27 protein-coding genes are annotated in these 23208 nt (G+C 37.6%); 13 read left to right on the top strand and 14 right to left on the bottom strand.

All coding sequences use genetic code 11. The features are described from left to right. Positions 1-17 precede the first annotated feature (17 nt). Positions 18-2957: an insulinase family protein gene (locus A7P55_RS14990; RefSeq protein ID WP_171552696.1), complete on the bottom strand. Its 2940-nt coding sequence runs from the start codon at positions 2955-2957 to the stop codon at positions 18-20. 132 nt (positions 2958-3089) lie between these two features. Further along, on the bottom strand, positions 3090-3539 hold the full coding sequence (locus A7P55_RS14985) for a GNAT family N-acetyltransferase (protein ID WP_171552695.1): 450 nt from the start codon (positions 3537-3539) through the stop codon (positions 3090-3092). 116 nt (positions 3540-3655) lie between these two features. On the opposite strand from A7P55_RS14985, the gene A7P55_RS14980 reads away from it, so the two are divergent. The 8 genes from A7P55_RS14980 to A7P55_RS14945 all read left to right on the top strand — a co-directional run bounded on the left by A7P55_RS14980 (position 3656) and on the right by A7P55_RS14945 (position 9506). Next, positions 3656-4669: an adenosine kinase gene (locus tag A7P55_RS14980; protein ID WP_171552694.1), complete on the top strand. Its 1014-nt coding sequence runs from the start codon at positions 3656-3658 to the stop codon at positions 4667-4669. A 16-nt stretch (positions 4670-4685) separates the two neighbouring features. Beyond that, positions 4686-4991 (top strand): Rieske (2Fe-2S) protein, encoded by a 306-nt coding sequence (locus A7P55_RS14975; RefSeq protein ID WP_017402009.1) that lies wholly within the window; start codon positions 4686-4688, stop codon positions 4989-4991. Between the two features lie 22 nt (positions 4992-5013). Further along, positions 5014-5625: an OB-fold-containig protein gene (locus A7P55_RS14970; protein WP_171552693.1), complete on the top strand. Its 612-nt coding sequence runs from the start codon at positions 5014-5016 to the stop codon at positions 5623-5625. 553 nt (positions 5626-6178) lie between these two features. Continuing rightward, the gene (cydP, locus tag A7P55_RS14965; protein WP_004806751.1) at positions 6179-6370 is read left to right on the top strand and encodes a cytochrome oxidase putative small subunit CydP; all 192 of its coding nucleotides are present in this window, start codon (positions 6179-6181) and stop codon (positions 6368-6370) included. Next, complete coding sequence (locus tag A7P55_RS14960; protein ID WP_171552692.1) at positions 6370-7947, top strand: cytochrome ubiquinol oxidase subunit I; 1578 nt, start codon at positions 6370-6372, stop codon at positions 7945-7947. Before cydP ends, A7P55_RS14960 begins: the two co-directional genes overlap by 1 nt. Then, on the top strand, positions 7944-9089 hold the full coding sequence (gene cydB / locus A7P55_RS14955) for a cytochrome d ubiquinol oxidase subunit II (RefSeq protein WP_171552691.1): 1146 nt from the start codon (positions 7944-7946) through the stop codon (positions 9087-9089). The genes A7P55_RS14960 and cydB overlap by 4 nt, the downstream gene beginning before the upstream one ends. Positions 9090-9103: 14 nt before the next feature. Next, a complete protein-coding gene (gene cydX / locus A7P55_RS14950) occupies positions 9104-9205 on the top strand; it encodes a cytochrome bd-I oxidase subunit CydX (protein ID WP_004653762.1) in 102 nt (33 codons plus the stop codon). Between the two features lie 4 nt (positions 9206-9209). Next, complete coding sequence (locus A7P55_RS14945; RefSeq protein ID WP_004806745.1) at positions 9210-9506, top strand: cyd operon YbgE family protein; 297 nt, start codon at positions 9210-9212, stop codon at positions 9504-9506. 57 nt (positions 9507-9563) lie between these two features. On the opposite strand, the gene A7P55_RS14940 is transcribed toward A7P55_RS14945, so the two are convergent. Further along, entirely contained in the window at positions 9564-11837 is a 2274-nt protein-coding gene (locus A7P55_RS14940) for a TonB-dependent siderophore receptor (RefSeq protein WP_171552690.1), read from the bottom strand. Positions 11838-12264: 427 nt separating this feature from the next. On the opposite strand from A7P55_RS14940, the gene A7P55_RS14935 reads away from it, so the two are divergent. Together A7P55_RS14935 and A7P55_RS14930 are read left to right on the top strand one after the other, a co-directional pair. Further along, complete coding sequence (locus A7P55_RS14935) at positions 12265-12552, top strand: hypothetical protein (protein WP_171552689.1); 288 nt, start codon at positions 12265-12267, stop codon at positions 12550-12552. Position 12553: 1 nt separating this feature from the next. Beyond that, on the top strand, positions 12554-14203 hold the full coding sequence (locus A7P55_RS14930) for a PepSY domain-containing protein (RefSeq protein WP_171552688.1): 1650 nt from the start codon (positions 12554-12556) through the stop codon (positions 14201-14203). 22 nt (positions 14204-14225) lie between these two features. On the opposite strand, the gene A7P55_RS14925 is transcribed toward A7P55_RS14930, so the two are convergent. Further along, positions 14226-14789 carry a GNAT family N-acetyltransferase gene (locus A7P55_RS14925; protein ID WP_171552687.1) on the bottom strand — a complete coding sequence of 188 codons (564 nt, stop codon included), beginning with the start codon at positions 14787-14789 and terminating at the stop codon, positions 14226-14228. A 63-nt stretch (positions 14790-14852) separates the two neighbouring features. Further along, a complete protein-coding gene (locus A7P55_RS14920) occupies positions 14853-15536 on the bottom strand; it encodes a DUF2057 domain-containing protein (protein WP_171552686.1) in 684 nt (227 codons plus the stop codon). A 608-nt stretch (positions 15537-16144) separates the two neighbouring features. On the opposite strand from A7P55_RS14920, the gene A7P55_RS14915 reads away from it, so the two are divergent. Further along, positions 16145-16405, top strand: a complete 261-nt coding sequence (locus A7P55_RS14915) for a hypothetical protein (protein WP_171552685.1) — start codon at positions 16145-16147, stop codon at positions 16403-16405. Positions 16406-16477: 72 nt separating this feature from the next. Here the strand turns inward: A7P55_RS14915 and A7P55_RS14910 are convergent, their stop codons facing one another. Continuing rightward, positions 16478-16945, bottom strand: coding sequence for a BLUF domain-containing protein (locus A7P55_RS14910; protein ID WP_171552684.1), 468 nt, complete (start codon positions 16943-16945; stop codon positions 16478-16480). Between the two features lie 39 nt (positions 16946-16984). Then, positions 16985-17434 carry a BLUF domain-containing protein gene (locus A7P55_RS14905; RefSeq protein ID WP_171552683.1) on the bottom strand — a complete coding sequence of 150 codons (450 nt, stop codon included), beginning with the start codon at positions 17432-17434 and terminating at the stop codon, positions 16985-16987. Between the two features lie 549 nt (positions 17435-17983). Here A7P55_RS14905 and A7P55_RS22650 point away from each other — a divergent pair. After that, positions 17984-18319, top strand: coding sequence for a hypothetical protein (locus A7P55_RS22650; protein WP_252727871.1), 336 nt, complete (start codon positions 17984-17986; stop codon positions 18317-18319). Positions 18320-18528: 209 nt separating this feature from the next. Here the strand turns inward: A7P55_RS22650 and A7P55_RS14900 are convergent, their stop codons facing one another. From A7P55_RS14900 to A7P55_RS14875, 7 genes are all read right to left on the bottom strand, one after another. Further along, positions 18529-18990 carry a hypothetical protein gene (locus tag A7P55_RS14900; RefSeq protein ID WP_171552682.1) on the bottom strand — a complete coding sequence of 154 codons (462 nt, stop codon included), beginning with the start codon at positions 18988-18990 and terminating at the stop codon, positions 18529-18531. Positions 18991-19216: 226 nt separating this feature from the next. Further along, on the bottom strand, positions 19217-19417 hold the full coding sequence (locus tag A7P55_RS14895) for a hypothetical protein (RefSeq protein ID WP_005189164.1): 201 nt from the start codon (positions 19415-19417) through the stop codon (positions 19217-19219). Between the two features lie 122 nt (positions 19418-19539). Next, on the bottom strand, positions 19540-19668 hold the full coding sequence (locus A7P55_RS22820; RefSeq protein ID WP_289847045.1) for a hypothetical protein: 129 nt from the start codon (positions 19666-19668) through the stop codon (positions 19540-19542). Between the two features lie 228 nt (positions 19669-19896). Continuing rightward, positions 19897-20493: a nitroreductase family protein gene (locus tag A7P55_RS14890; protein ID WP_016163859.1), complete on the bottom strand. Its 597-nt coding sequence runs from the start codon at positions 20491-20493 to the stop codon at positions 19897-19899. Between the two features lie 182 nt (positions 20494-20675). Next, entirely contained in the window at positions 20676-21794 is a 1119-nt protein-coding gene (ftsY, locus tag A7P55_RS14885; RefSeq protein ID WP_005212624.1) for a signal recognition particle-docking protein FtsY, read from the bottom strand. A gap of 119 nt (positions 21795-21913) precedes the next feature. After that, positions 21914-22243 carry a hypothetical protein gene (locus tag A7P55_RS14880; RefSeq protein WP_171552681.1) on the bottom strand — a complete coding sequence of 110 codons (330 nt, stop codon included), beginning with the start codon at positions 22241-22243 and terminating at the stop codon, positions 21914-21916. A 111-nt stretch (positions 22244-22354) separates the two neighbouring features. Further along, positions 22355-22714, bottom strand: a complete 360-nt coding sequence (locus A7P55_RS14875) for a hypothetical protein (RefSeq protein ID WP_004806721.1) — start codon at positions 22712-22714, stop codon at positions 22355-22357. 226 nt (positions 22715-22940) lie between these two features. Here A7P55_RS14875 and A7P55_RS14870 point away from each other — a divergent pair, with 226 nt between their 5' ends. After that, a complete protein-coding gene (locus tag A7P55_RS14870) occupies positions 22941-23174 on the top strand; it encodes a hypothetical protein (RefSeq protein ID WP_004653777.1) in 234 nt (77 codons plus the stop codon). Positions 23175-23208 lie beyond the last annotated feature (34 nt).

The raw sequence follows: 23208 nt of genomic DNA, 5'->3' as shown, positions 1-23208 counted from the left end.
CTCCGATTTTTATTTTATTAATTAACTTGCTGGATACTAAATCCAAGTTTCTGCAATTCTTCACGTTTCGCAAATGGCGCAACCACAGCTTTCACTGGTTTTTGAGCCAATAGATATTGCTTCGCAACACGCTGTAAATCATCCAAGTCCACGTTAAGTAAACGTTCTCGTAAGATTTTACGGAATTTTGGCGTACGTGCATGCAATAAGGCATAACATGCCGTAATTGCTTCCCCAGCCGGTGAGCCTGGTTTATCCATACCAGCCACTAAACCTAGAATTGCTTCTTCGAGTTGATATGGTTTTTGTTCGGTATTCAGTAACCATTGCACACTGGCTTCAAAATCATTAAACGTTTCCGCTAGACGTGGATCACGATAGCTATAAAAACGGAATGAACACGCATTGCCATCATAGCTTGCACCACCACCATATGCACCGCCTTTTTCGCGAATGGCGCTATGCAAGAAACCATTACGTAAATAAGCTGCCAATACCATTAAAGGTGCTGCATCAGGATGTGCGACATCGACTGCTTGATAAGCAGATGAACAGAACTGAACATTCGCTTGAATTAACCATGCTTCATCATCTGAAGTATTGACCTGTTCTACTTGCGTTAAAGTGACAGGTGTTTTATCAACAACCAGCTTATCCCAAACGTTTTGAACCTCTTCAACCAAACGATCAGATTGATGTTCTTCACATACCAACAAGAATTGTTTAGGTGCTTGCAACAACTTACGATGAATCGACTGTAATTCAGTAATCAATGCTTGATAAGCGCTATCATCTTGATCAATTTTCGCAACCAAGTCACTGAGCCAGTTTAATGCGCCTAAACCGGTATTATGATAATCACGGCGAGCCAATGCACTCATTTGACGTGAGGCCGCTTGCATTGCATAACTATGACCAGAGCCAGACAAACGGGATTGCCAACGCGTTTTACGTTGCTGCAATAACTCGATGATGCGGTCTTTTTCATCAAAACGAAGTTGCTCAAATGCCAATTTTAATAATTGAATTGCATCCAGTTTTTGCGTCAGTGATTTTGTCGTCAGCGTGAGCCATGCGCTGATACGGTCTTTATCATCGACCTTACTTCGCAATGATGCCCCCATACCTAAACCACCACTTACTGCGGTTTGGATTTGCTGGAACTCCAAATACTCGTACTCACCCGCGCCAACCTCTCCCATTAAAATAGAGAGTAAATTGAAGTATGGTGATTGTACGATTTCATCAGGAATCTGAATCAACACTTGTTGGTAGTAAATACCATTGGTTCCTGCATGATATAAATTCAACGGCGTATCTAAGCCATTGCAAATAATTTCACGTAGTTGACCTTGCACAATTTGCAATTCAGCAGGCACATCTTCCAAACCAACTTTTGGTAACAATTCAAGATCATCTGGTGTGTCTTGACGTTGCTTTAATGCAGCCGTTTTTTCCTGAATTTCAACTTTCTGCGCATCAGTTAACTGTGCAGTAATCTCAGCCAAACGCGCTTGTTCGGCTTGCTGCTCTTTCACAGACTTGGTTGCATCAGGAATTAAGGTCATTTGCACACGATGTGGATTATCCAATAAATGGGTTTGAATCAAATTCGATAACCACATTGGATCTTTGAGCTCTTCTTTGACTTGCTCGATCGCAGAGTCTACATCCCAGACATGAATTGGATCGCTATGATGAATCGCACTACCTAGTCCATTCAGAATCAGACTTAGACCATACGGTGTACCATCACCATTGATTTCACGTTGATGTAATTCAATTTGATGAAGAATGGCATCGACAAAATCAGTATCTACTGGCTTGGAAGCAACCTCTTTTAGAATATCGAGAATACCATTTTTAAATGTTTCTGCATGTTCAGCATTAGAGCCTTGAACACCACAATAGAAGGTCATTTCAAAGTTGCTATCATCCACACCCATGAGTGGACCTGTTGATTGTGCATAACCACAAGTTTCCAAATAATGACGTAAAGGTGAAGCCGAATTTTCTAATAGAATTCCCTCAACCAAACGCATACCTAGACGTAATTTAGTATCACTGGTTTCAGGCAATAACCACGACATCACATGGTAAGTCTTGTCATTTAGATCTTCACTATCGACGGCATAGCTTTCAGTCACTTCGACAGGGGCAGTTAAACGTTTCTCTGGTTTTGAGTATAAAGTTGTCCCTTGAGCAAACTTATGCAAAGCTAGTTTCTCAAATTGTTCTTGCAGATCATACGCACTTTGATTGCCAAAGGTCATGAACACGGCATTACTTGGGTGATAGTGAGTTTTATAGAAATCCACCAACTGCTCATAGCTGAGGTCAGGAATATCTTTAGGATCACCACCAGAGTTGTAGTGATAGGTCGTTTCTGGGAATAAATGATGTGCAAGCTGATGATATAGCTGATCTGAAGGAGAGCTCATTGCGCCTTTCATTTCATTAAATACCACACCTTTATAAACGGCTTGATCATTTTCCAGCTCAATACGAATGCCTTCTTGAGCAAAATCCAAAGGATTTAAATTCGCGGCAAAGGCAGCATCTAAATACACAGACAATAAATTTTGAAAGTCTTTTTTGTTCTGTGTTGCAAAAGGATACGCTGTCCAATCCGCTGCTGTGAATGCATTCATAAATGTGTTCAATGAACGGCGGATCATCAAAAAGAACGGATCACGTACAGGGAATTTTTCAGAACCACAGAGTGCTGTATGCTCTAAAATATGTGCAGCGCCTTTGGAATCCATCGGCTGCGTTCTAAATGCCACCAAGAACACATTTTCATCATGCGTTGTGGCCAAATGGTAGTGAACTGCACCAGTCACTTTGTGCTTATATTCTGAAACTTGAATATCGAGTGCTTCTACATGGTGTTGACGTAATAGCTGAAACGCGGGATGTGTCGTTTGAGTAATGCTTTCAGTAACATCTACAGTCATGTGATCTCCAATTTATCTGTATTAAATTCATTACAATTGATTATAGAGAGTCTACCGAAGAATACGTATCGATATCCATGTAAATTACTCTATTTTTGTAGAAAAATGCAGCGCCTAATCCAAAACGGCGTTTCATAAAATCTTGTAAAAATTGCGATGTGCTGACGCGATAGATTGATATCCCCGACTTTGATAAAAGTGAGCCGCTTGTGCTGTATCAGTAAATAAATCAAGCCGCTCAAAATAAGTCTTTGCGTATTGTTCAATATGCATCAAAAAATAAGTACCGATTTTTTTATCACGATAATCTGGATGGATATAGAAACGACGTAAGCGCCCAACGCTCTTCGATTCGGCAAAAGGGTCTTGATTCAGTCCACCTACGGCAATCAAACTATCATGTTGATCAAACACAACAAAAAGTGCTTCTCCGATCTGATCAAAACAATTCGTACCTGATTTAAAATCTTGTTTTAATCTATTTAAGAAACGAAAGCCCTCACGTTCTGAATATTGGATCAAAACATCGATTTGTGCAGGCAATTTCAGGCTTCTTTCAACTCTAAAGTGATCTGTCCTCATCTTCTTTCCTTCATTTCACTGTGACCCTATACTTTGCTGAATTTTCTTCAACAAACTACTGTAATCCGTAGCATTCGTGTAAACTTTGCTTTTTGATTTTTACTGTGATGATAAACATGGCAACTGTTGATCTTTTTGCAATTGGTAATGCACTCATTGACCAAGAATTTAAGGTTTCAAATGAGTTTCTAACGCAACAGGGATTGCCAAAAGGCACAATGCATTTGGCCGATGGTGAAACACAGGCAAATTTATATCAAAAATTACAAGATACTCAAAGCTACAAGGGCCAAGCCAGTGGTGGTTCAGCAGCAAATACAACCGTTGCATTTAGCGCCTTAGGTGGTACTGCATTTTATGGCTGTCGTGTAGGCAATGATGAGCTTGGTCGCATTTACCTCGATGGCTTAAACGAAGCTGGTATTACAACCACAACACAATCAATCAGTGAAGGTGTAACAGGGACCTGTATGGTTCTGATCAGCCCAGATTCAGAACGTACCATGCAAACTTACCTCGGGATTACCGCTGAATTATCGACTGAGCAAATCGACCTTGAACCACTGAAAACAGCGAAATGGCTGTATATCGAAGGTTACTTATCAACCAGCGATACCGCTCGTGTTGCAGTTAAACAGGCACGTGAGCTGGCTAAAGCACACGACGTTAAAATTGCATTATCACTCTCCGATCCTGCAATGGTGCAATATGCACGTCAGGGTTTAGTCGAACTCCTAGATGATGGTGTTGATCTGTTATTCTGTAATGAACAAGAAGCGCTTATGTTTACCGAAACAGACAATCTTGATGCTGCAATTGAAAGCCTAAAATTAAAAAATCAACATATTGTGATCACACAAGGCGCTAAAGGTGCTGTAATTGTTGACCAAGCACATCATTTCCATGTTAATGGTCGTGCGGTTGAAGCTGTGGATACCAATGGCGCTGGTGATGCATTCTCAGGCGCATTTTTATATGCAATCAATGCCGGTTTAAGCTTGGAAGCTGCAGCACAACTTGCTATTTTGATCTCAAGTGAAGTGGTTGCCCAATATGGACCACGTTTAAGCGTAGAAAATTACGCTAAACTTTTTGAACAATTCCAAAAAGCTCAACAGGAATGTGCATAACATGGAAAAGATTTGCATGACCGAGGAAGTCCCTGAACGTGAGTCTCGTGCATACGACACCATGAAAGGAACCACGATTTTTATTACTCAAAAAGATGGCAGCTTCTATGCCTATCAAAACGTTTGCCCACACTTGCAAACAGAACTTGAATATTTAGAAAATCAGTTCTTGGATCAAGATAAAGAATATATTCAGTGTTCTACGCACGGTGCATTGTTTTCAGTCGAAACGGGTGAATGTATTTCAGGCCCATGTCTAGGTGAATTCCTTGAGAAAGTAAATTTGGAAGTCCACTCAGATGGTGGTATCTATATTGATTAAGCCCTAGATCATGAATGCTGCGATGACTGAGTTTTTCCTCAATTACTATCTGATGCCATTTCATATGAGTGTCGTGGCTTTAATTGTGCTCAGCATTGCAGAAACCATCGGGATTGTAATTGGCTTACGACCGAGTCAATTGGTTCAAAAGCTCACCCCGGATTGGTTACTGAATTCGCCTCTACTCGACGTGAAATTTTCCAAATATCTGATCTTTGTTTTTTTATTGATTAATTTTAGTTTTGCTGGCTATTTTCTGGAACTGTCGTTCTTTGCTTTGCAGCACTACTTCATTTCACCTTACTATTTATTTGTTCCAGCACTGATCATCGATATTTTCTTTACCGTATTTATGATTCATTGCCTAGACCAAGTGATTAAACCCAAAGTCACTCATACACATACTAATTTGGTTGGTCGTTTAGCCACAATCTCAACTGGAAATGCACGCCCTGGTTTTTCAGCTCAGGCCCGTGTGCGTGATGAGTTTGGTCAACTCTATTATGTACAAGTTGAACCTGAGTACGGTGAATTAGAATTACAGTCACAAGTGTTGTTAATTAGCCAAAAATCAAACTCACACTATCTTGCGAAAAAAATATCGCTCTCAAATAACTTATTCGCAACAGACTAATTTTTGTCTCAAAATTGCGCTTGAGTAGAAAAAAATAGTAATTTTTACATTTTATTACAAATATATCCTTCAAAAGTTTTGAATTTAGCTCTTCCCTTCATGTTGTTTTCATGATCTCACTGGCACAAAAAATACAACAGTGATACCTATCACATTTTTTAGAATAATCTCTACCTATACACTAGGTTTTGTAGAGATTTCATTGTAAGAATTATTTAATTATGTAATTAAAACGATAAGTCACTGTATATATTATTAATTTTATATTCATACTATTTTAGTTGGTTTAATATTTATTTAATTCAGTATAAACCCTATCTTTTTAATCAGATTTAAAAATATAAATACAACCGTTTTAATCAGGTTTTAAAATTAATTCATATTATTTTAGTTGGTTAAAACAACTATTTTAAATATTTCAATAAAAACAACTTATCATATTGATTTAAAACAACTATTTAATTTTAAATTATTTAAAAACCCCAAAGGTTTATTTTTAATGAATTTTATTTAATAATGTTTTACATCTTCTTTAAATATGAGGCTGGGTTCAATGAACACGAGTTCTCAAGATCCAAATCGGCGGCTCATCAGAGAAATTACGATTATTCTTATTATTAAAGTTGTCCTTCTCTTGGTGATTAAACACATCTGGTTTGATGCGCCAACGATTCCAAAAGATTTTAACAATGAAGTTGCCGAGCGTATTGCTGGTGACATGTCCAAAACTCAGGAGACACGTTGATGATTTCTGAAAGCGTGGTCGATCTTTCGCGGTTCCAATTTGCAATGACCGCAATGTATCACTTTCTTTTCGTCCCTCTAACTTTAGGTCTGGCTTTTATTCTTGCCATTATGGAAACCACGTATGTGATTTCAGGTAAAGAAATTTATAAAGACATGACCAAGTTCTGGGGCAAACTCTTCGGGATTAACTTTGCCTTAGGGGTAACTACTGGTCTGACTATGGAATTCCAGTTTGGTACCAACTGGGCGTATTATTCTCACTATGTAGGCGATATTTTCGGGGCACCGCTTGCAATTGAAGGCTTAATGGCTTTCTTCCTTGAATCAACCTTTATTGGTTTGTTCTTCTTTGGTTGGGATCGTCTCTCTAAAGTACAGCACTTAGGTGTAACTTGGTTAGTAGCGATTGGCTCGAATATGTCAGCCTTGTGGATTCTGATTGCCAATGGTTGGATGCAAAACCCAGTCGGTGCTGCATTTAACTACGAAACCATGCGTATGGAATTGGTCGATTTTGGCGCGCTGATTTTTAACCCAGTGGCGCAAGTAAAATTTGTACACACAGTTTCTGCAGGTTATGTCACTGGTGCAATCTTTGTACTCGCCATCTCAAGCTATTACTTATTAAAGAAACGTGATTTACCTTTTGCACGTCGCTCATTCGCCATCGCTGCAATCTTCGGTTTAGCATCAACTTTATCTGTGATTCTACTTGGTGATGAATCTGGTTATGAACTCGGTGATGTTCAAAAAACCAAACTTGCTGCGATCGAAGCAGAATGGCATACCGAACCTGCGCCTGCTGCATTCACCTTATTTGGCCTCCCAAATCAGCAGGAAATGCGTACCGACTATGCAATTAAAATTCCATATGTCATGGGCATTATTGCAACACGTTCTACCGATAAAGAAGTAACGGGTTTACGTGACTTGATGAAAGAACATGAAGTCCGTATCCGTAACGGTATGGTGGCCTACAGCGAGTTAGAGAAACTTCGTGCTGGTGACCGCTCTCCAGAATTGTTGGCGTCATTTGAGAAAAATCAAAAAGACTTGGGTTATGGTCTGTTATTGAAAAAATATTCTCCAAATGTAGTTGATGCCACTGAAGCGCATATCCAAGCTGCAACTAAAGATACGATTCCAAACGTTGCTGCACTGTTCTTCTCTTTCCGTGCCATGGTTGCTTCTGGCTTCCTCATGCTGTTGTTATTCCTATTCGCGACTTGGGCTGTAGCAAAACGCAATGCCGAAGATAAACCTTGGTTACTCAAATTTGCTTTGTTTGCTCTCCCGCTCCCATGGATTGCAGCTCAAACAGGTTGGTATGTGGCTGAAGGTGGTCGTCAACCGTGGTCAATCGGTGAAATTCTACCAACACATCTGTCTGCTTCAAGCGTAAGTACTGGCGATGTCTGGGGCTCGATTATTGCGCTTGCAGCGTTCTATACAGTACTACTCATTATTGAAATGTACTTAATGATCAAATTTGCTCGTTTAGGTCCAAGTTCTTTGCACACTGGTAAATACCATTTTGAAAAACTAGATGCAAAAACTGGGGAGGCTCAATCATGATCGAATATGAACTCCTAAAAATTATCTGGTGGGTGCTCGTTGGTGTACTACTGATTGGCTTTGCGCTTACAGATGGTTTCGATATGGGCTCAATGGCACTGATGCCATTTGTAGGTAAAACTGACTCTGAACGCCGTGCTGCAATCAACACGATTGCACCACATTGGGACGGTAACCAAGTCTGGTTTATTACAGCCGGTGGTGCACTTTTTGCTGCTTGGCCAATGGTCTATGCCGTTGCCTTCTCTGGCATGTACTGGGCCTTACTGCTGGTTCTATTTGCCCTATTCCTGCGACCTGTCGGTTTCGACTATCGCTCTAAGTTAGAGAATACCCAATGGCGTACCTCTTGGGATTGGGGCTTATGTATCGGTGGCGCTGTTCCTGCGCTGGTGTTTGGCGTAGCCTTTGGGAACTTGTTCCTCGGTGTACCCTTTAGCTTAGATGACACCTTACGTTCACAATATACAGGTAGCTTCTTTGCGCTATTGAATCCATTTGCACTGATTTGCGGTATTGTCAGCCTATCAATGTTATGTGCGCATGGTGGTGCTTGGTTGATGCTACGTACTGATGGCAATTTGCATAACCGTTCTGCCAAAGCAACACAAATCATGGCAATCGTATTCCTTGTGTGCTTCTTGGCTGCGGGTGCATGGTTATTATTTGGCAATATCTCTGGTTATAGCTATGCAACTGCGGTCAATACCAATGCTGCTCTGAATCCGCTTGCGAAAGATGTGGTGACCAATGCCAATCATGGTTGGTTAAACAACTATGTAACCTATCCAATCACTATGGCTGCGCCAATCGCTGCAATCTTAGGTGCGTTATTGGTGATTGTCAGCGCAGCAAAACATAAAGCAGCGGTGAGTTTTACAGGTACAAGTTTAATGATTGTCGGCGCAATTCTTACTGCTGGTTTTGCCTTGTTCCCATTCTTATTACCATCAAGCATTGATCCAACATCAAGCTTAACCATGTGGGATGCTGTTTCTAGTCATAAAACCCTTGGTGTAATGACCGTTGCTGCATGTATCTTTGTTCCGCTCATTTTGATCTATACCTCTTGGTCGTATTACAAAATGTGGGGTGTCATCACCAACAAACATATCGAAGAAAATTCACATAGTTTGTATTAATGAGGAGATATGACATGTGGTATTTTGCATGGATTCTAGGTGTTTTGATGGCATGTTTCGCAGGTGTACTCAGTGCGCTGTATATCGAGCATCATCAAGATTTAGATGAGGAATAATAGAATGGCTGAAGCAATGACAACACCGAAGAATAGTAAAGCGCAAGTACTTGCAATGACCATTTCGTTTTTGTTGGCATTGCCGCTTGCTGCTATTTTACTGGTACATCCATCACTGATGTTGGATGCCAACGGACATTATAATCATAGCTTGCTAATGCTGGTGATGATTGGAATTTCTGGTGGTTTCGTGCATGGGGTCGGATTTATACCAAGATTCTGGTTATGGAAATGGTTATTCAGTCCTTATATCGCTTGGCCTTTAATGGTGTTGGGCTATTTTATTTGGATTGGAAATTAATTTCTGATGAAACTAAAAAAGAGGAAGCAAAATTGCTTCCTCTTTTTTATATAACCATTAAAACTTAAAGGATACAGAACCCGTTACGCTACGCGGTGCGCCATATGTTTGATTCGATGTATTTAAACGATACGTTTTATCCGTAATATTATTGAGATTTAAACCCACGGTTAACACTGGACTAAGCTCATACTTCGCCATTGCATCAACCAATGTAAAAGCTTTTTGACCATTGGTATCACGTGCAAAGCCATCCATGTCATAGCTACTATAAATTTTATTCTGCCACGTCACTCCAGCTCCAACACTCAGCTTCTCCAAATCACCAGAAAACTTATAAGTAGCAAAGAGCTTAAACTGATCTTTTGGAATATCGGTATTGATACGATCGCCTTTTTCCTTGGTCTCTGAATAAGTATATCCACCATTCAGATTCAGATTTGGTAGCACTTCTCCTGAAATCGCAGCCTCAAAGCCTTTAGTCTTCGCACCTTTTGCAGAACGGTAATAAGATGTTCCAGCAACCGCCCCTGGTACTTCTTCACTGGTCGCATATTTACCAGCTTCCACAGCGACATTATCCATATTCGATTGGAATAAAGCCAAACTGGTGTTCACACGACCTGCCAAAAGCTCGCCTTTAACCCCTAGCTCATAGCTATCACCTTCTTTAGGATCCAGCAATTTCATTTGATAATCTTTATTCGCTTGTGGCGAGAAAATACTGGTATAGCTAGCATAAACTGCCCATTCAGGTGTGACATCAAAAACGATCCCTGCATAAGGCGTAAATTGATCATCAATTTTAATTTTTGTTCCATTATTTTTATTACCAGACTCGGCATAATAATCAATGCTCGAAGCACGCCCACCTAATATGACTTTCAAATGGTCAAGAAGATTTAAGCGAGTTGCCAAATAGCCGCCATATTGTCTAAATTGCAGTACAGAATTTCCTACAGTTGCCGCAGTATATAGACCAGCGGGCTGTGCAGTATAACCATTCCAGCTTTTGATATTAATTGCCCCAGTTTCACCCATTACACGATTGTAATAAGGATCATTTTGGTCTACATCCTGAAAGTTTGCACCGAGCATCAATTCATGTTCACGGCCAAATAACTGATATGGTCCAGTCACACCTAAATCAACAGAATGTTCAACAGGCTTAGTATGTTGATAACCCGCTGTCACAGTTGATGTATTTTTTTCATAATCCGTATAATAAACTGGCTTTCCATCAGCACCGATGACTTGTACACGCTTCCCATCTTGCATCTTATAAACGCCTGATGTGTTTGACCCAATTACCCCATAAATGCTTTCTGTATCGGTTGTTGCAAAATTATAATTCGCATTCAACTTCCAACGGTTTTCAAACTCATGTTGCAACTGAGCAAATGCATTGAGACTATCAGTATGGGTATAAGCCCAACGTGGAGCTGAATTGTCTTTACGCCCCATTGGAGAAAGAATATTTTTCGCATCGAAATTTGCGTAAGCATGGATACTTTGCCCATCACTTTCATTACGACTTAACGATGTACCAATACTTAAAACTGTTTTATCACTTAAATCGGCATCGACTACACCGTATAAGATGGTTGAGGCAGCATCTCCCCATTTCTGCCAGCTATCACCTTGTTGATGTGCTGCAACGACACGACCACGAATACTTCCTGATTCATTCAATGCTTGAGAGGCATCAATTTCACTACGCCACGTATTCCATGAGCCATAGCTCACTTTAGCCGTTGATTGTGCATTGGGTATGGCGTGTTTGCGGTTAAAATTGACACTGGCACTTGGCAAACCGCTGCCATTTAATAAGCCAGTTGCACCTTTTACAACGGTAATATTCTCAAAAATAGCGGTATCAATATTACTTAATGCCGTGTTGCTACGACCTTCTATCGCAGGACTCGACAACAATCCGTCAATCTGAAAATTAATAATTTTCGAGCCACGCGAATAATAAGAGGTATATTCACCGCCAGTTCCCCAAGCAGACGTCGCACCATAACTTTGACGATAAACCCCAGGAATCTGATCAAGAACTCCAGATACACTTGTTAAATTCTGATCTTTCATTTGTTGTTCAGTGATCACACTCACTGACTGTGGCGTTTCTTTTAAAGACAAATCTAATTTTGTAGCTGCCTTAGATTTTTTTACGGTATATGTTGGCGTATCTTGATCAGCTTTAAGATGAATAATCGGTAAAACATCCGATTTTTTTGAATTTTCTGACTGATCTTCTGCCCAAGCTATCGTTGTTGATGTGCCAATCAGGCTTAACATCATCGCTTTATATAAATTATGATGCTTCATTGCTCCCCCGAGATGAAATATTTTTTTACATAATACATAAATGATAACAATTATCAATAGCATTTGAATCATCATGTTCCGACCGAATCAATTAAGTTTTGAATATATGCTTTAATTTTTATTGAATTTAAATAATAATTATTATCATTAATGTTAACAGACTCTCAACATGACTTTAAAACTCTTAGGGATCATGGTTTCACTACTCGCTTGTATGAGTGTTTATCTCAGCCATCCCAATCAAATTTTCCTCAACAAGCAACTGCCTCGACCATTTTTTTACATGGCACTGGTGAGCTTCATATTTGGGTTAAGTATCTTGATTTATTGTTTACCGCTTTTAGTTGCCATTTTGATCTGGCTTGCAATTGCCACCCTCGTTTGGTCATTTGCCCCCTTCATTATGCTCATGAAAAGGTCTGCTTAAATGAATATGCTTAAGCAAAAACTCCAACCAGACTGGTGGACCAAAACATTTGTTGGTGCTGTTCTCGGCCTAAGCTTTGCAATCGCCATGGGGGCAATCATTCTTTTACTCAGTAAATCCAATGCTGATACTTCGATTGCACCGCAGTTAGGCATGTGGTCCATTCCATGGATTTGGCTCTGCGTGTTCTTTATTGCTTATTTCATACCTAAAGGTTGGCAAAGTTTTTTAATTTATAGCATTGCCAATATCCTCGCTTATGCCCTGTTATTTTGGATAAGAGCTTAAAATGAAAATTCGTGCGGATATTATTAAAACTGGCAAAAACCTCCATACATGGGTTGGCATAAGTGCAGGTATTCTATTATTTATCTGTTTTTTTGCTGGTGGTTTAACCATGTTCCAGCATCACCTCAGCCAATGGGCTACGCCTCCCCAACAAAAATTAGCTGCAATTCAGCCTAATCAATATAATCAACTGGTTGAGCAAGTACAGGCCAAATTCCCTGAAACACAAAAGGCATTCACTTTAAGCTTTAGCTCGCCAGAAGGACATAATGCACCGATCCAATGGGAAGCTGCCCATGCTGAGGCTGAAGATCATCATGGCATTGATATTACCCAAACAAGCATGATGGCAACTCTGGATCAAAATGGACAACTGATTGCCAAACAAGAAAATGTGTCAAAACTCGGTTGGCTAATTGAACAACTGCATGAAACAGCAGGTATCCCGGGTATGATGGGGCACCATACCGCAGGTGTAATGGTGATGGGGGTTGTGGCAGTTCTATACTTCCTCGCCATTATGTCGGGTTTAATTGTGTTATTACCCACCCTGATCAGCGACTATTTTGCCGTACGCAAAGGTAAAAACAAAAAAAGGTTTTGGTTAGATACACATAATGTCATTGGCATTACCAGCTTACCCTTTCATATCATTATTAGTGTAAGTGTGGTGGTTTTTGCTTTTCATGATATTTTCTATGGCGCATTGACCCAACTGGTATCGAAAGATAAGCCACTATTTGAACGTGCACCAGCGGTTAAAATTGTTGAGCCAAACCCGCAGCTAGATGTAGAAAAGGTTTTTCTCAACATTCAAAAAGTAGCACCTGATTATCGTATAGATGGTATTCGTTTTAACCAACTGGATAATCCTGAACGTGCATCTGCCTTTGTTGCTTTATATCATCCTGATCGTATGCTTCGTGGTGATACCTTTGACTATATGTCATTCAATCCGTATCAAAGCACACCTTACCCAACCAAAACCCTGTCCACTGAAGAAAGTTCAGCAGCGTCTCTGATCCGTTCAATGTTTGCCTTACACTTTGGTAATTATGGGGGTGAGCCAATTCGCTGGATTTATTTGATCTTCGGCTTAGGTGGCGCATATCTATTCTATTCAGGCAATATTCTATGGATTGAAACGCGCTTGCGTAAGCAAAAGAATCCGAACTTACCAGCACCGCAACAACGCAAGGACGTAATGTTTATTGCCAATCTGACCATCGGCGCTTGTCTGGGTTGTATGCTGGCGATATTTACCAGTATGTTGATTGGTCGATGGGCTTATGTCATTCCATTGCAATTACAAAGTCATAACCATGTGTTTATGTATAGCTACTATTTTGTATTTATTGCGTGTATTACATACAGTTTCATTATTGGCGCAGCAAAAGCTTTAACTCAGTTGTTCTTAGCAATTGCAGTGGTTTTATTGCTCATTCCTGCAACGTCTGTACTTGCCCATTTATTCCCGATCCAAGGACTTTGGTATTCAACAGGTCGTTTGATTTGGATTGATATCACTGCTTTGATATTTGCTTTAATATTTATACGTTTTTATCAACAAGCCAGAAACCGTGCTCAAGCTGCACCAGTTGGTTCAATATGGTCTACGCAAAAAGTTGACCAAGCACCATCTCTTACTTAAAACCAAGAATAACCTCCTGTTCTTAGAGCCATGATTGTTCCAATTTATCATGGCTCTTTTTATGCCTTAAAAGAGATTTTTTCATTTCAATGAGTTGAATAGGGATAAGAGGTTGCCCTACTTCAGCCTCTATTGGATATTCACTTTTTCGCCCCGTTATTTGGTAGCCACGGCGCTGATAATAGGCCAACAGTTCAGTTCGAACATCTAGAACATGCATGACTAAATCACGAACCCTTGGATAATTTTGACTAATATATAACTCAGCATAATTGAGTAATTCACGCCCATAGCCTTGATTCTGTACGCATGGATCAATCGCAAAAGTACCTATCTCAATACAATCATCATTCAAACTTAGCCCTATGCAGGCAACAATCTCATCATTGTCTAGCTCACCCACCAATAATTCGAAATTTGGTTGCTGTAATTCTTTTTCTAATTGAACTTTACCAATGCGATCACCTTGCACATACGCTTTTTCAGTTGTCCAACTACGTTCTGATTGTTCTCTATAAGCAATATTAATCAGCTTAACCAATTGCTCCAAATCACTATTCTTTACTTTTCTAATCTTTAAAGACATTTTATTTTACCCCCACACATAAGAAAGCCGATGATAACATCGGCTTTCTTATTAAATTTTAGATTAGTTGGTTTGACCAGCTAACCAAGCCATAAATTTTTGGCGCTCTGCTTTAGACGCTTTCTGCCATAATTCTACCAATTGTTGATCTGTAGTTTTTGCTGTACCGACTGTTGCTGCCGTTGTTACTGCTACAGGTGCGGTTGCAGCTATTTGTGATGTTGTTCCTGCATAAACAGGTGCAGGTTGATTCGCAGCATTATTTTTATTCTTTTGCGTTAAATCCAAAGTACGGCTTAATAAATTACTGCCAGTAAACCATGGCTGTGCTTCATTATTTGCACCCGTTTGCTGTACTACCAGTTTTTTATTTTGATCATATAAAGCAACGGTAGGTTGATCTGCATATTTCTTTGCAGCATCAAAGTTTTTAGGTGGATTGACCAAACCTAGACTATAAGACTGATTGTCTTGTAAATCTTGTGCTTGAATGGTTACAACACCTGATTTAACGATGTCATGTTCACCATTTAAATGCTCAAAATATTCACGATAGCGAACATTAACAGTTAAATTGCCTGGATCTACTTGATAGTTATTCTTTTTTGATGGAATTAATCCAGTATTTACTTCTTGACCATTTACAGCAAGAATCACGATTTCTTCAGGTGCAGTGATTGTGACTGCTGAAAAAACTGAACTACTTAATAATAACCCGAAAGCAGCAACACCAACTCTTAAAGACATTAGACTCTTCTCGATATAAACAATTTATGAAATCGTATGCACTATGCAATGCGATTGTGACTATTTTATGACAGAAAACAAAACTGTCTATTCCATCAATTCGGCTTATTTAAGATATATACATCATATATATGGCAAAAGAAAATGGCTTTATCTAACATTTTGTTTTGTAAAATAAATATATCATTAAGAATTGTCTTGCTGCAAAATTTCTGCAAAACTCTGACAAAACTAAATTTTACCATCCCCTTCTTATTGGATTTTCTGACAGTTCCAAGAATGTTTGATAACTCAAAAGTTTATCTATTTTGGAAACAAAAATAGATACGCTTAAATTTCTGGAATTGAAGGATGCGAATAATTTTATGAAAAGTCTTAGTATGAAGATCATCTAGATTGGCAGGACCGCACCTTAGACTAGTGAAAAAGTGTTAATTGTGGAGAGCTGTACTATCATTTCAAATGGATAAAATAAGTATGTAAAGTTTATATACAGTTCATTAAACCAATGAATTTATTATAATTAATTTCTTACAAACTGAAATACAATTCCATAATTTAATTGTATAGAATAAAAGCAGATATTCTATTTTTGTAGGTGTGATTTTTTGAACATTGAAACCGTTGTTCTTCAGGATGAAGATCAAAAATTGTATAAACTCAAAAAAGTTAAAGATTCGGTCTACGATTCAGCAAAAAAACAAAAAGTCTCAAATTGGCTTTGGATCTATGCTGAAACTGCTGAGTTCTTTAATTTTGAGGTCTGGAATGAGTTAGATAATGCCTATCTCTATAAAATAATTCATTATAAAAACAAGCTATTTAAAGTTATTGCAATTAACTCTAATCCTAAAATCAGATACTCATAAATTGGTAAATTTGCAGCATTCTGATTTCTCACAGTTAGCTCAAACGTTAACAACTGAATCTAACTTACATTTTCAAATATATGGGTGAATTCCACGGTGATTTAGCCCCACTCTTTTACGAACGTTAGTCTGATTTTCTTTCAACAACGCTTCAAGCAAACCATTTAGATTCTGATCATTCAAGACTGAAGGTGTGAACTCTTCACAACCCAAATTATTAAAGAAAATATCTACTTTAGAACTTTTTTGAACGTATTTCATAGACCAGTTTTTAAAACTATATTTTTGAATTTTCTTAATTTCAAATTCAATAATACTGTTATGTCTAACATCTTTTTTAATACTTTCAAATAAAGGTAAAACAATAAAATCTTCCCCTTCTAGGCATTGGAAAAATGCATTATTTGCATAATACAAAACCCCAAATACAACATTCTTAGAGTTATAGTCTCTTGCTACTGTCAAGATATTGCTTAGATCGTCAATCAGATCATCTGTAGCACCTTGCCGTGAGCTTGCATAGCACAATTGAATCTTCATTTTCTTCTCTTATGTACAATGCATGTTTAAAGCCAGATACTATTCATTTACTTCAAAAACATATGGCTCAGTTGCATATTCTGAGGCTAGAAGGTCTATGAATGTAGGAATTGAGTCTGTTGTAAGTAAAAACGGGTTAAAATCGTCTCTATGATTTTCTAAGAAAAAATCTCCCAGCCTTTTATTAATTGGAGCAAATTTCATGTTCCAATGTTTAAAAAGACCAAAATCGCATTTTTCATAAAATAAAATTTCACAATTTTTATGACGATCATCTTTTAAGATTTTTTCATAGAAAAGCTCATCGATTTTACTTTTTCGTCCTTCTAAACATTGGACAAAGTAACCATGCCCGTAGTAAAGGACTCCAGTGATGTCGTTTCGAGAATTGAAGTCGACAGCTGTTTCAAGAATATTTAATAAATCTTGTTTAAGGTCTGGATAGATATTTTTAGCCTTACTTGCGTATAAAACTCTAACGAATTCCATTTTGGATCTACACCTCATAGAAAATTTACATAGAGATAAGGACAAATCATTTGCTTAAATAATAAGCTTCTTGATTTAACCCATTGAGAAAAGCTCGCCTTACACGATACAGACTTATGTTTTTGAATGCTATTTTTTATTTTCTATTGCCTTTTGTTCGCCTTACACACCACTTCTGTTAAAAAATATTAATAGCTTTAGTCAATTGAATTTCAAATTAAAACTAAATCATTGTTATATATAATCATTTACTATTATTTTAATTTTTATATTGTGTATTATTTAACCAAATGTAAGAAATTTCTTATAACCATGTAAGCCAAAGCTTATACCCTCATATTTTTGAATAACTATAATTTTTTCATACACCTGCATTTCAATAATCCATTATTTATTATTGAGTTTAAAATATTAGCCATGATAATTTTAGACTATAAAAATAATATAAAGGCTTGCTTTAGATAATGGTGTAAACAACAATTCCCACCTTTGAGATGAGGCCCTTAAAGGTGGGGATTTTCTTTTAGACTTAAATTTAGAGGAAAAACAATGAATATCATCAAGAATTTTTTTATTTTTGCTCTTTCAGTAATAGTTATTTCCTTAATTATAATTATCTTTGATAAGATTGGGATGAATAAAAATTTCAATTTATTCTTTTCTTCATTCTTGTATTCTGTTTTCATCGTCCTGTATTTTAAGAATATTATTACTACTTTTTTATGTTTTTTTGCATTTTACTCTATGCTTTTTTTACTGAGCAGCTCTCTTGAAGTTGTTTTGATGTTAATAACCTCGCTGTCAACACTCGTTCTAATAGAGGTTCTTATGCCTAAGCTTAAAAAAGATGTAGTCATTTCGATATATAAAACTGATACTTTGTAATTTTATACTGCATTTCATTAAAATTTAGTGCTTAAGTACGATTAAGCACTAAAATGTATCTCAATAAGAATTTTAAAATGAGTTCATTATGTGTGCCAACTATGAACCAATAGCCCGAAGCCATGTTATTTAAAAGCTAACGTTGCTTTTCTGTGCTCTAGAATAAAACAAAAAGCCCACCTTCCGATGAGCTTTAGCCATTAACTATCTTACTCCCCAATTGGAATTGAGAATTTAAGTTGATTATTTCTCTGATCTAACGGCACTGAGTTATGTTTTGCAATTCTTTGCTGATAATCTTTTTCAGAAATTAGACCTCTATTCTTCGCCTTCAAAATTGAGTTGAACTGTTGCTCATGGTCTTGTGCATTCAATGCATCGAAATGTCTATGTTCCAAATAGTACTGCGACCTATCATGAGGACTCATATTCGATGTATGCTGTTGTGCTACATGCGCTTGCTCTAATTCATAATTACGTTGATTGAGACGATCTTGTTCTTGTTGCTTCATCGACTCAAAGAAATCAAACTGTTCACTACTTTTGATCTCTTTATGAGGCTCTTCATTATTTAGAATTAAAAGTGATTTATCTTTGCTGAAGATATCATCTGCACTATACACCGAACCACAAATTACCGTACTTATAAGAAGAATTACTATTTTTTTCACAAAAAAACTCAACACAAAACAAATAAAGACAAGTGTATATTTTATTATCCATTCAAATTAATTTCAAATTAAATATTAAAAACAAAAACTTATGATTATTACAAAAAATCATAACCCTTTACCAACGATTCTAGATGATGTGATTTTTATAATTTTTTTACTTCACAAGTGAAATAAATTTCCCATAAAAAGCCTCCCGAAGGAGGTTTTTTATTTCTTGATTCAATTAAAGATCAGTTCCAATAAACACACTCGAAATAAAGAATTCTGCATCTTCATCATCAGTCGAATCAAACTCTACCTCAAGGTGAATGACTTCAGCACCAGTTTTGTCTTTGAATTCTGCAAATTTCTTCTCAAGGAAATCTGAAATCTCATTTTCTAATGTTGCTCGTTCTTGGCGATATTGTTCTATTGCTTCTTTCATGATGAGTTCCTATTAAATAGAACCACCATAAAAGCAAACTATTATGAAAATAACAAGACAACAAAAAAGCACTTTAAAGTGCTTTTTTAAAAGTAATATTTAAAACAACTTAAACAATAGTATTATTCATTCTCAACATCTCTTGTTTGCAAATCCTTTGCACTATCTAAACCGGATACTTTAGCTTGTAAGTTTGCTTTAGCTTGCTGAACTAATTTGAGTTTTTCATAGGCTTGTTGAATTACAAGCAATTCAGGCTTATCATTAAATAATTTATAATTTTTAAATTAAATCAAATATTTAAACCAATTTATCTTTAGTAATTCTTTTTCTACCATCCTCTAACTCAGCATTCTGAATTACCAGTTCTCGAAAAGTATTTACAAAGCTGCCCATTTCGGCAGTGTGACTTGAAATTCCATTAATAGAAATAAAAAAAAGAGCACTATACAGTGCTCTTTTTCGCCACTCGTTTTAACTTAGTTAAAAGTTTTGAAACGTGCAGAATCATCCATATATGTTTTCTCACCTGCTGCTGCTTCGATTGAACCGAATACAAGCTGAGCACGTAATTTCCAGTTTGCTGGAATATCAAAAGTTTCAGCAACTTCTGCATCAATAATTGGATTGTAATGCTGTAATGATGCACCTACACCGATTTCTGACAATGCAGTCCAAGTAGCAAACTGTGCAATTGCACTTGAGTGCTCAGACCAAACTGGGAAGTTATCTGCATATAATGCAAATTGCTCTTGTAGACCTTTTACAACATCTTGATCTTCATAAAATAACGCTGTACCAAAACCAGCAGCAAAGCTATCAATTTTTGCACTTGTATTTGCAAAAGCTTCTGCAGGAATCATTTTACGTAAAGTTTCACGTACGATTTCCCAAAATTTAACATGAGAGTTGCCATACAAAGTCACAACACGTGAAGTCTGTGAATTGAATGATGATGGGCTTTGTTTTACCGCTTCACGGATGGTCTCTTCAATTTTAGTTTGGTCAACTGTAAGGTTTTTGCCAATCGCATAAATGGTACGGCGTGATTTAATGCTATTTAAGAAGTTGCTCATGTTGTTATTCCTACCTATGTGCCCTTTGGGGCGTTATCTTGGATTGAATGTAGTGTATAACGACGTATTTTTTAGGAATAGTCTAAAAAACATGACAGATCGTTTTATTTTTGAAACAGTCTTATTTTTTATTTGAAATAAAAAACTCCACATGTCGTGGAGTCTTTTTTAACACAATTTAATTACTTATCGGTTTCAAATAATGCAGCAACGAATGATTTAGCTGAGAAAGGACGTAAATCATCAATCTTCTCACCCACACCGATATAACGAATCGGGACATGGGTACGACTTGCAATATTAAATAACACGCCGCCTTTTGCTGTACCATCAAGCTTGGTAATGGTAATCCCTGTTAAGCCAACCGCCTCATCAAAAAGCTGAACTTGGTTAATTGCATTTTGACCCGTGCCAGCATCAACAATAAGCATAATTTCATGCGGTGCAGTTGCATCAATTTTTTGCATCACACGCTTCACTTTTTTCAGCTCTTCCATCAAGTTGGCTTTGTTTTGCAAACGTCCAGCCGTATCCGCGATCAATACATCGATGCCTTTGGCACGTGCGCTTTCAAATGCATCAAAAATAACCGAAGCACTGTCTGCACCATGCCCTTGAGCAACCACGGGGATGTCATTACGTTCACCCCAAATTTGCAGTTGTTCAGTCGCTGCCGCACGGAAAGTATCACCTGCAGCAAGCATGACTTTCTTGCCTTCGCCTTGTAAACGTTTCGCCAATTTACCGATGGTTGTGGTTTTACCCACACCATTTACACCGACCATGAGAATCACATAAGGCGATTTGTTAGGATCGATATGCAGAGGTTTTACACGCGGTGCAAGTAAAGCGACTAATTCTTCTTGTAGTGCTTTGTACAACGCATGCGAATAGATCAAATCACCACGAGCCGTTCTTTCAGTCAAATTGGCAATAATGGTTTTGGTTGCATCTACACCAATATCAGCAACCAACATTTGCTCTTCAACTTCTTCTAATAACTCGTCATCAATCTCTTTACCACCGATCAAGATATTGACCATACCATCGGTGAAACTACGACGTGTTTTAGTCAAACCATCTTTCATGCGGCCAAAGAATCCCGTAGCTTGGGTTTCTTCTTCAACAACAGGTGCTGTTGCTGCAATTGTTACAGGTGCTGGGGTTTCAACTGTAGTTTTTACAACTGGCTCATCAATAATGGGAACATCGACAGCAGGTAAATTCGGTAATGTGACATCATCATCACCAATGTCAGCATCTATCAAGAATTTATTTTGCATATTCGATTGCTGTTGCATGTCGATTCCTTGAGAATAAAGCAGCTTTTAAAAAAGACCGCTAGTCTAGCATAAATTGATTTCTTTTTTCCGACAGAGGCAAACCATTCATTTATAAATAGAAATGAATCGTTTAAAACTCACTCATCTTCTTTTGCCATTGCCGGATATTGTTTAATACGATTCGATTCAAATTGGTAAGCATTTAAAAGCTTTAGATAATCTACACGTCGAACTTTAGCCTGTTCCAAAATATCCTCGGCCAAATGCTGTGTTCTTGGATGGCTCGCTTGGTGTGCATACTGAACAACTTTTTGATACTGCACTGTATTAATTGGGCGTTGTAAAGCGTTATACGCAAGTATAAAAATAGACAAAATAATAATACCGACCAAAACATTATAAGTTTGGTCCAACTTAAATCCTAATTTGGATTGCATAACCTTATGTTTAAAAATTATAGACAACATAATCTACCTCGAATTAGAGGTAGTGTAAGTCTCTGATTCGCTAAGGACAAGCACAACGTTCAATAAGTCACAATTCCACAACTTATTGAACGCACACTACTTTAGCAATGATTAACTTACTAATGTACGAACAAAGGAAAAGTACAAAATAAATGCAATGATGACCAAGGTAATAAAAATGGCAAACATCCCTACACCACTTTCAGCATCTGCAGGATGCAAGTCATCATCATCGGCAATATTTTTCAACTCTCCATCGTAGATCCGATAAAACTGATCTTTTTGTTCAGGACTTAAATGACTGGCAAAGTCATACACACGTTTACGTTGTGCCAAGCAGTAATCACCCAAGTGAATTTCCTGATGGAAAATGGCTTCATCAAGTAATTGACGATGATGATGAGCTAAAGCAATAATTTGACTTTCTAATGGTGGGACATCCACAGTTACGCCATCAATGACATTGGACATGTTATTCTCCTTTTCTATTATTCTCACTTTGATTTTACTTAAAATTATTTGCGACATATGTTTAATCGTGTAAGATTTTATTTACGTAATGACACCGAATATATTTGACAATTCAATCAATTTTGTCATAATAATTTAACAAATCTAAGTTAAAGTAGCTTAAATTCAAAGTAGAGTAACTTTGAATAGAATTTGCGGTAATCATAATTAAAATAAGGAGTTATATATGATTCAACAATTTACACACCATGAACTAGAGCATGTATATGCAAATGCGGTAAATACAATTCAATCGCAAAAGAACTTCCAAGATGCAGTGAAAGAGCTTGAAGAAGTAGCTAAAGCAGGTCACGGTAAAGCGGCATTATTTTTAGCAGAGTTGTATTATCAAGGCTTCCGAGTAGAACGTGATTCCTTGAAAGCACAGTATTGGCAGAAGATGGCAACGCTACAAGCATAATGGAACGTCACTTAGGTGGCGTTTTTTAATACCT

Origin of the sequence: Acinetobacter sp. Ac_5812, from assembly GCF_013072695.1 — a bacterium.
Taxonomy (GTDB): Bacteria; Pseudomonadota; Gammaproteobacteria; order Pseudomonadales; family Moraxellaceae; genus Acinetobacter.
The sequence above is the reverse complement of the archived record's forward strand: the minus strand, read 5'-3'. Positions and strand labels throughout refer to the sequence as shown.

Coding starts and splice junctions, on each gene's coding strand:
- A7P55_RS14980 (WP_171552694.1), top strand. CDS start 3,656: ATGGCAACTGTTGATCTTTTTGCAATTGGTAATGCACTCATTGACCAA.
- cydX (WP_004653762.1), top strand. CDS start 9,104: ATGTGGTATTTTGCATGGATTCTAGGTGTTTTGATGGCATGTTTCGCA.
- A7P55_RS14920 (WP_171552686.1), bottom strand. CDS start 15,536: ATGTCTTTAAGAGTTGGTGTTGCTGCTTTCGGGTTATTATTAAGTAGT.
- A7P55_RS14990 (WP_171552696.1), bottom strand. CDS start 2,957: ATGACTGTAGATGTTACTGAAAGCATTACTCAAACGACACATCCCGCG.
- A7P55_RS14925 (WP_171552687.1), bottom strand. CDS start 14,789: ATGTCTTTAAAGATTAGAAAAGTAAAGAATAGTGATTTGGAGCAATTG.
- A7P55_RS14910 (WP_171552684.1), bottom strand. CDS start 16,945: ATGAAGATTCAATTGTGCTATGCAAGCTCACGGCAAGGTGCTACAGAT.
- A7P55_RS14985 (WP_171552695.1), bottom strand. CDS start 3,539: ATGAGGACAGATCACTTTAGAGTTGAAAGAAGCCTGAAATTGCCTGCA.
- ftsY (WP_005212624.1), bottom strand. CDS start 21,794: ATGCAACAGCAATCGAATATGCAAAATAAATTCTTGATAGATGCTGAC.
- A7P55_RS14880 (WP_171552681.1), bottom strand. CDS start 22,243: ATGTTGTCTATAATTTTTAAACATAAGGTTATGCAATCCAAATTAGGA.
- A7P55_RS14975 (WP_017402009.1), top strand. CDS start 4,686: ATGACCGAGGAAGTCCCTGAACGTGAGTCTCGTGCATACGACACCATG.
- cydB (WP_171552691.1), top strand. CDS start 7,944: ATGATCGAATATGAACTCCTAAAAATTATCTGGTGGGTGCTCGTTGGT.
- A7P55_RS14940 (WP_171552690.1), bottom strand. CDS start 11,837: ATGAAGCATCATAATTTATATAAAGCGATGATGTTAAGCCTGATTGGC.
- A7P55_RS14890 (WP_016163859.1), bottom strand. CDS start 20,493: ATGAGCAACTTCTTAAATAGCATTAAATCACGCCGTACCATTTATGCG.
- A7P55_RS22650 (WP_252727871.1), top strand. CDS start 17,984: ATGAATATCATCAAGAATTTTTTTATTTTTGCTCTTTCAGTAATAGTT.
- A7P55_RS14930 (WP_171552688.1), top strand. CDS start 12,554: ATGAAAATTCGTGCGGATATTATTAAAACTGGCAAAAACCTCCATACA.
- A7P55_RS14895 (WP_005189164.1), bottom strand. CDS start 19,417: ATGAAAGAAGCAATAGAACAATATCGCCAAGAACGAGCAACATTAGAA.
- A7P55_RS14970 (WP_171552693.1), top strand. CDS start 5,014: ATGACTGAGTTTTTCCTCAATTACTATCTGATGCCATTTCATATGAGT.
- A7P55_RS14905 (WP_171552683.1), bottom strand. CDS start 17,434: ATGGAATTCGTTAGAGTTTTATACGCAAGTAAGGCTAAAAATATCTAT.
- A7P55_RS14960 (WP_171552692.1), top strand. CDS start 6,370: ATGATTTCTGAAAGCGTGGTCGATCTTTCGCGGTTCCAATTTGCAATG.
- cydP (WP_004806751.1), top strand. CDS start 6,179: ATGAACACGAGTTCTCAAGATCCAAATCGGCGGCTCATCAGAGAAATT.
- A7P55_RS14945 (WP_004806745.1), top strand. CDS start 9,210: ATGGCTGAAGCAATGACAACACCGAAGAATAGTAAAGCGCAAGTACTT.
- A7P55_RS14875 (WP_004806721.1), bottom strand. CDS start 22,714: ATGTCCAATGTCATTGATGGCGTAACTGTGGATGTCCCACCATTAGAA.
- A7P55_RS14935 (WP_171552689.1), top strand. CDS start 12,265: ATGAATATGCTTAAGCAAAAACTCCAACCAGACTGGTGGACCAAAACA.
- A7P55_RS14870 (WP_004653777.1), top strand. CDS start 22,941: ATGATTCAACAATTTACACACCATGAACTAGAGCATGTATATGCAAAT.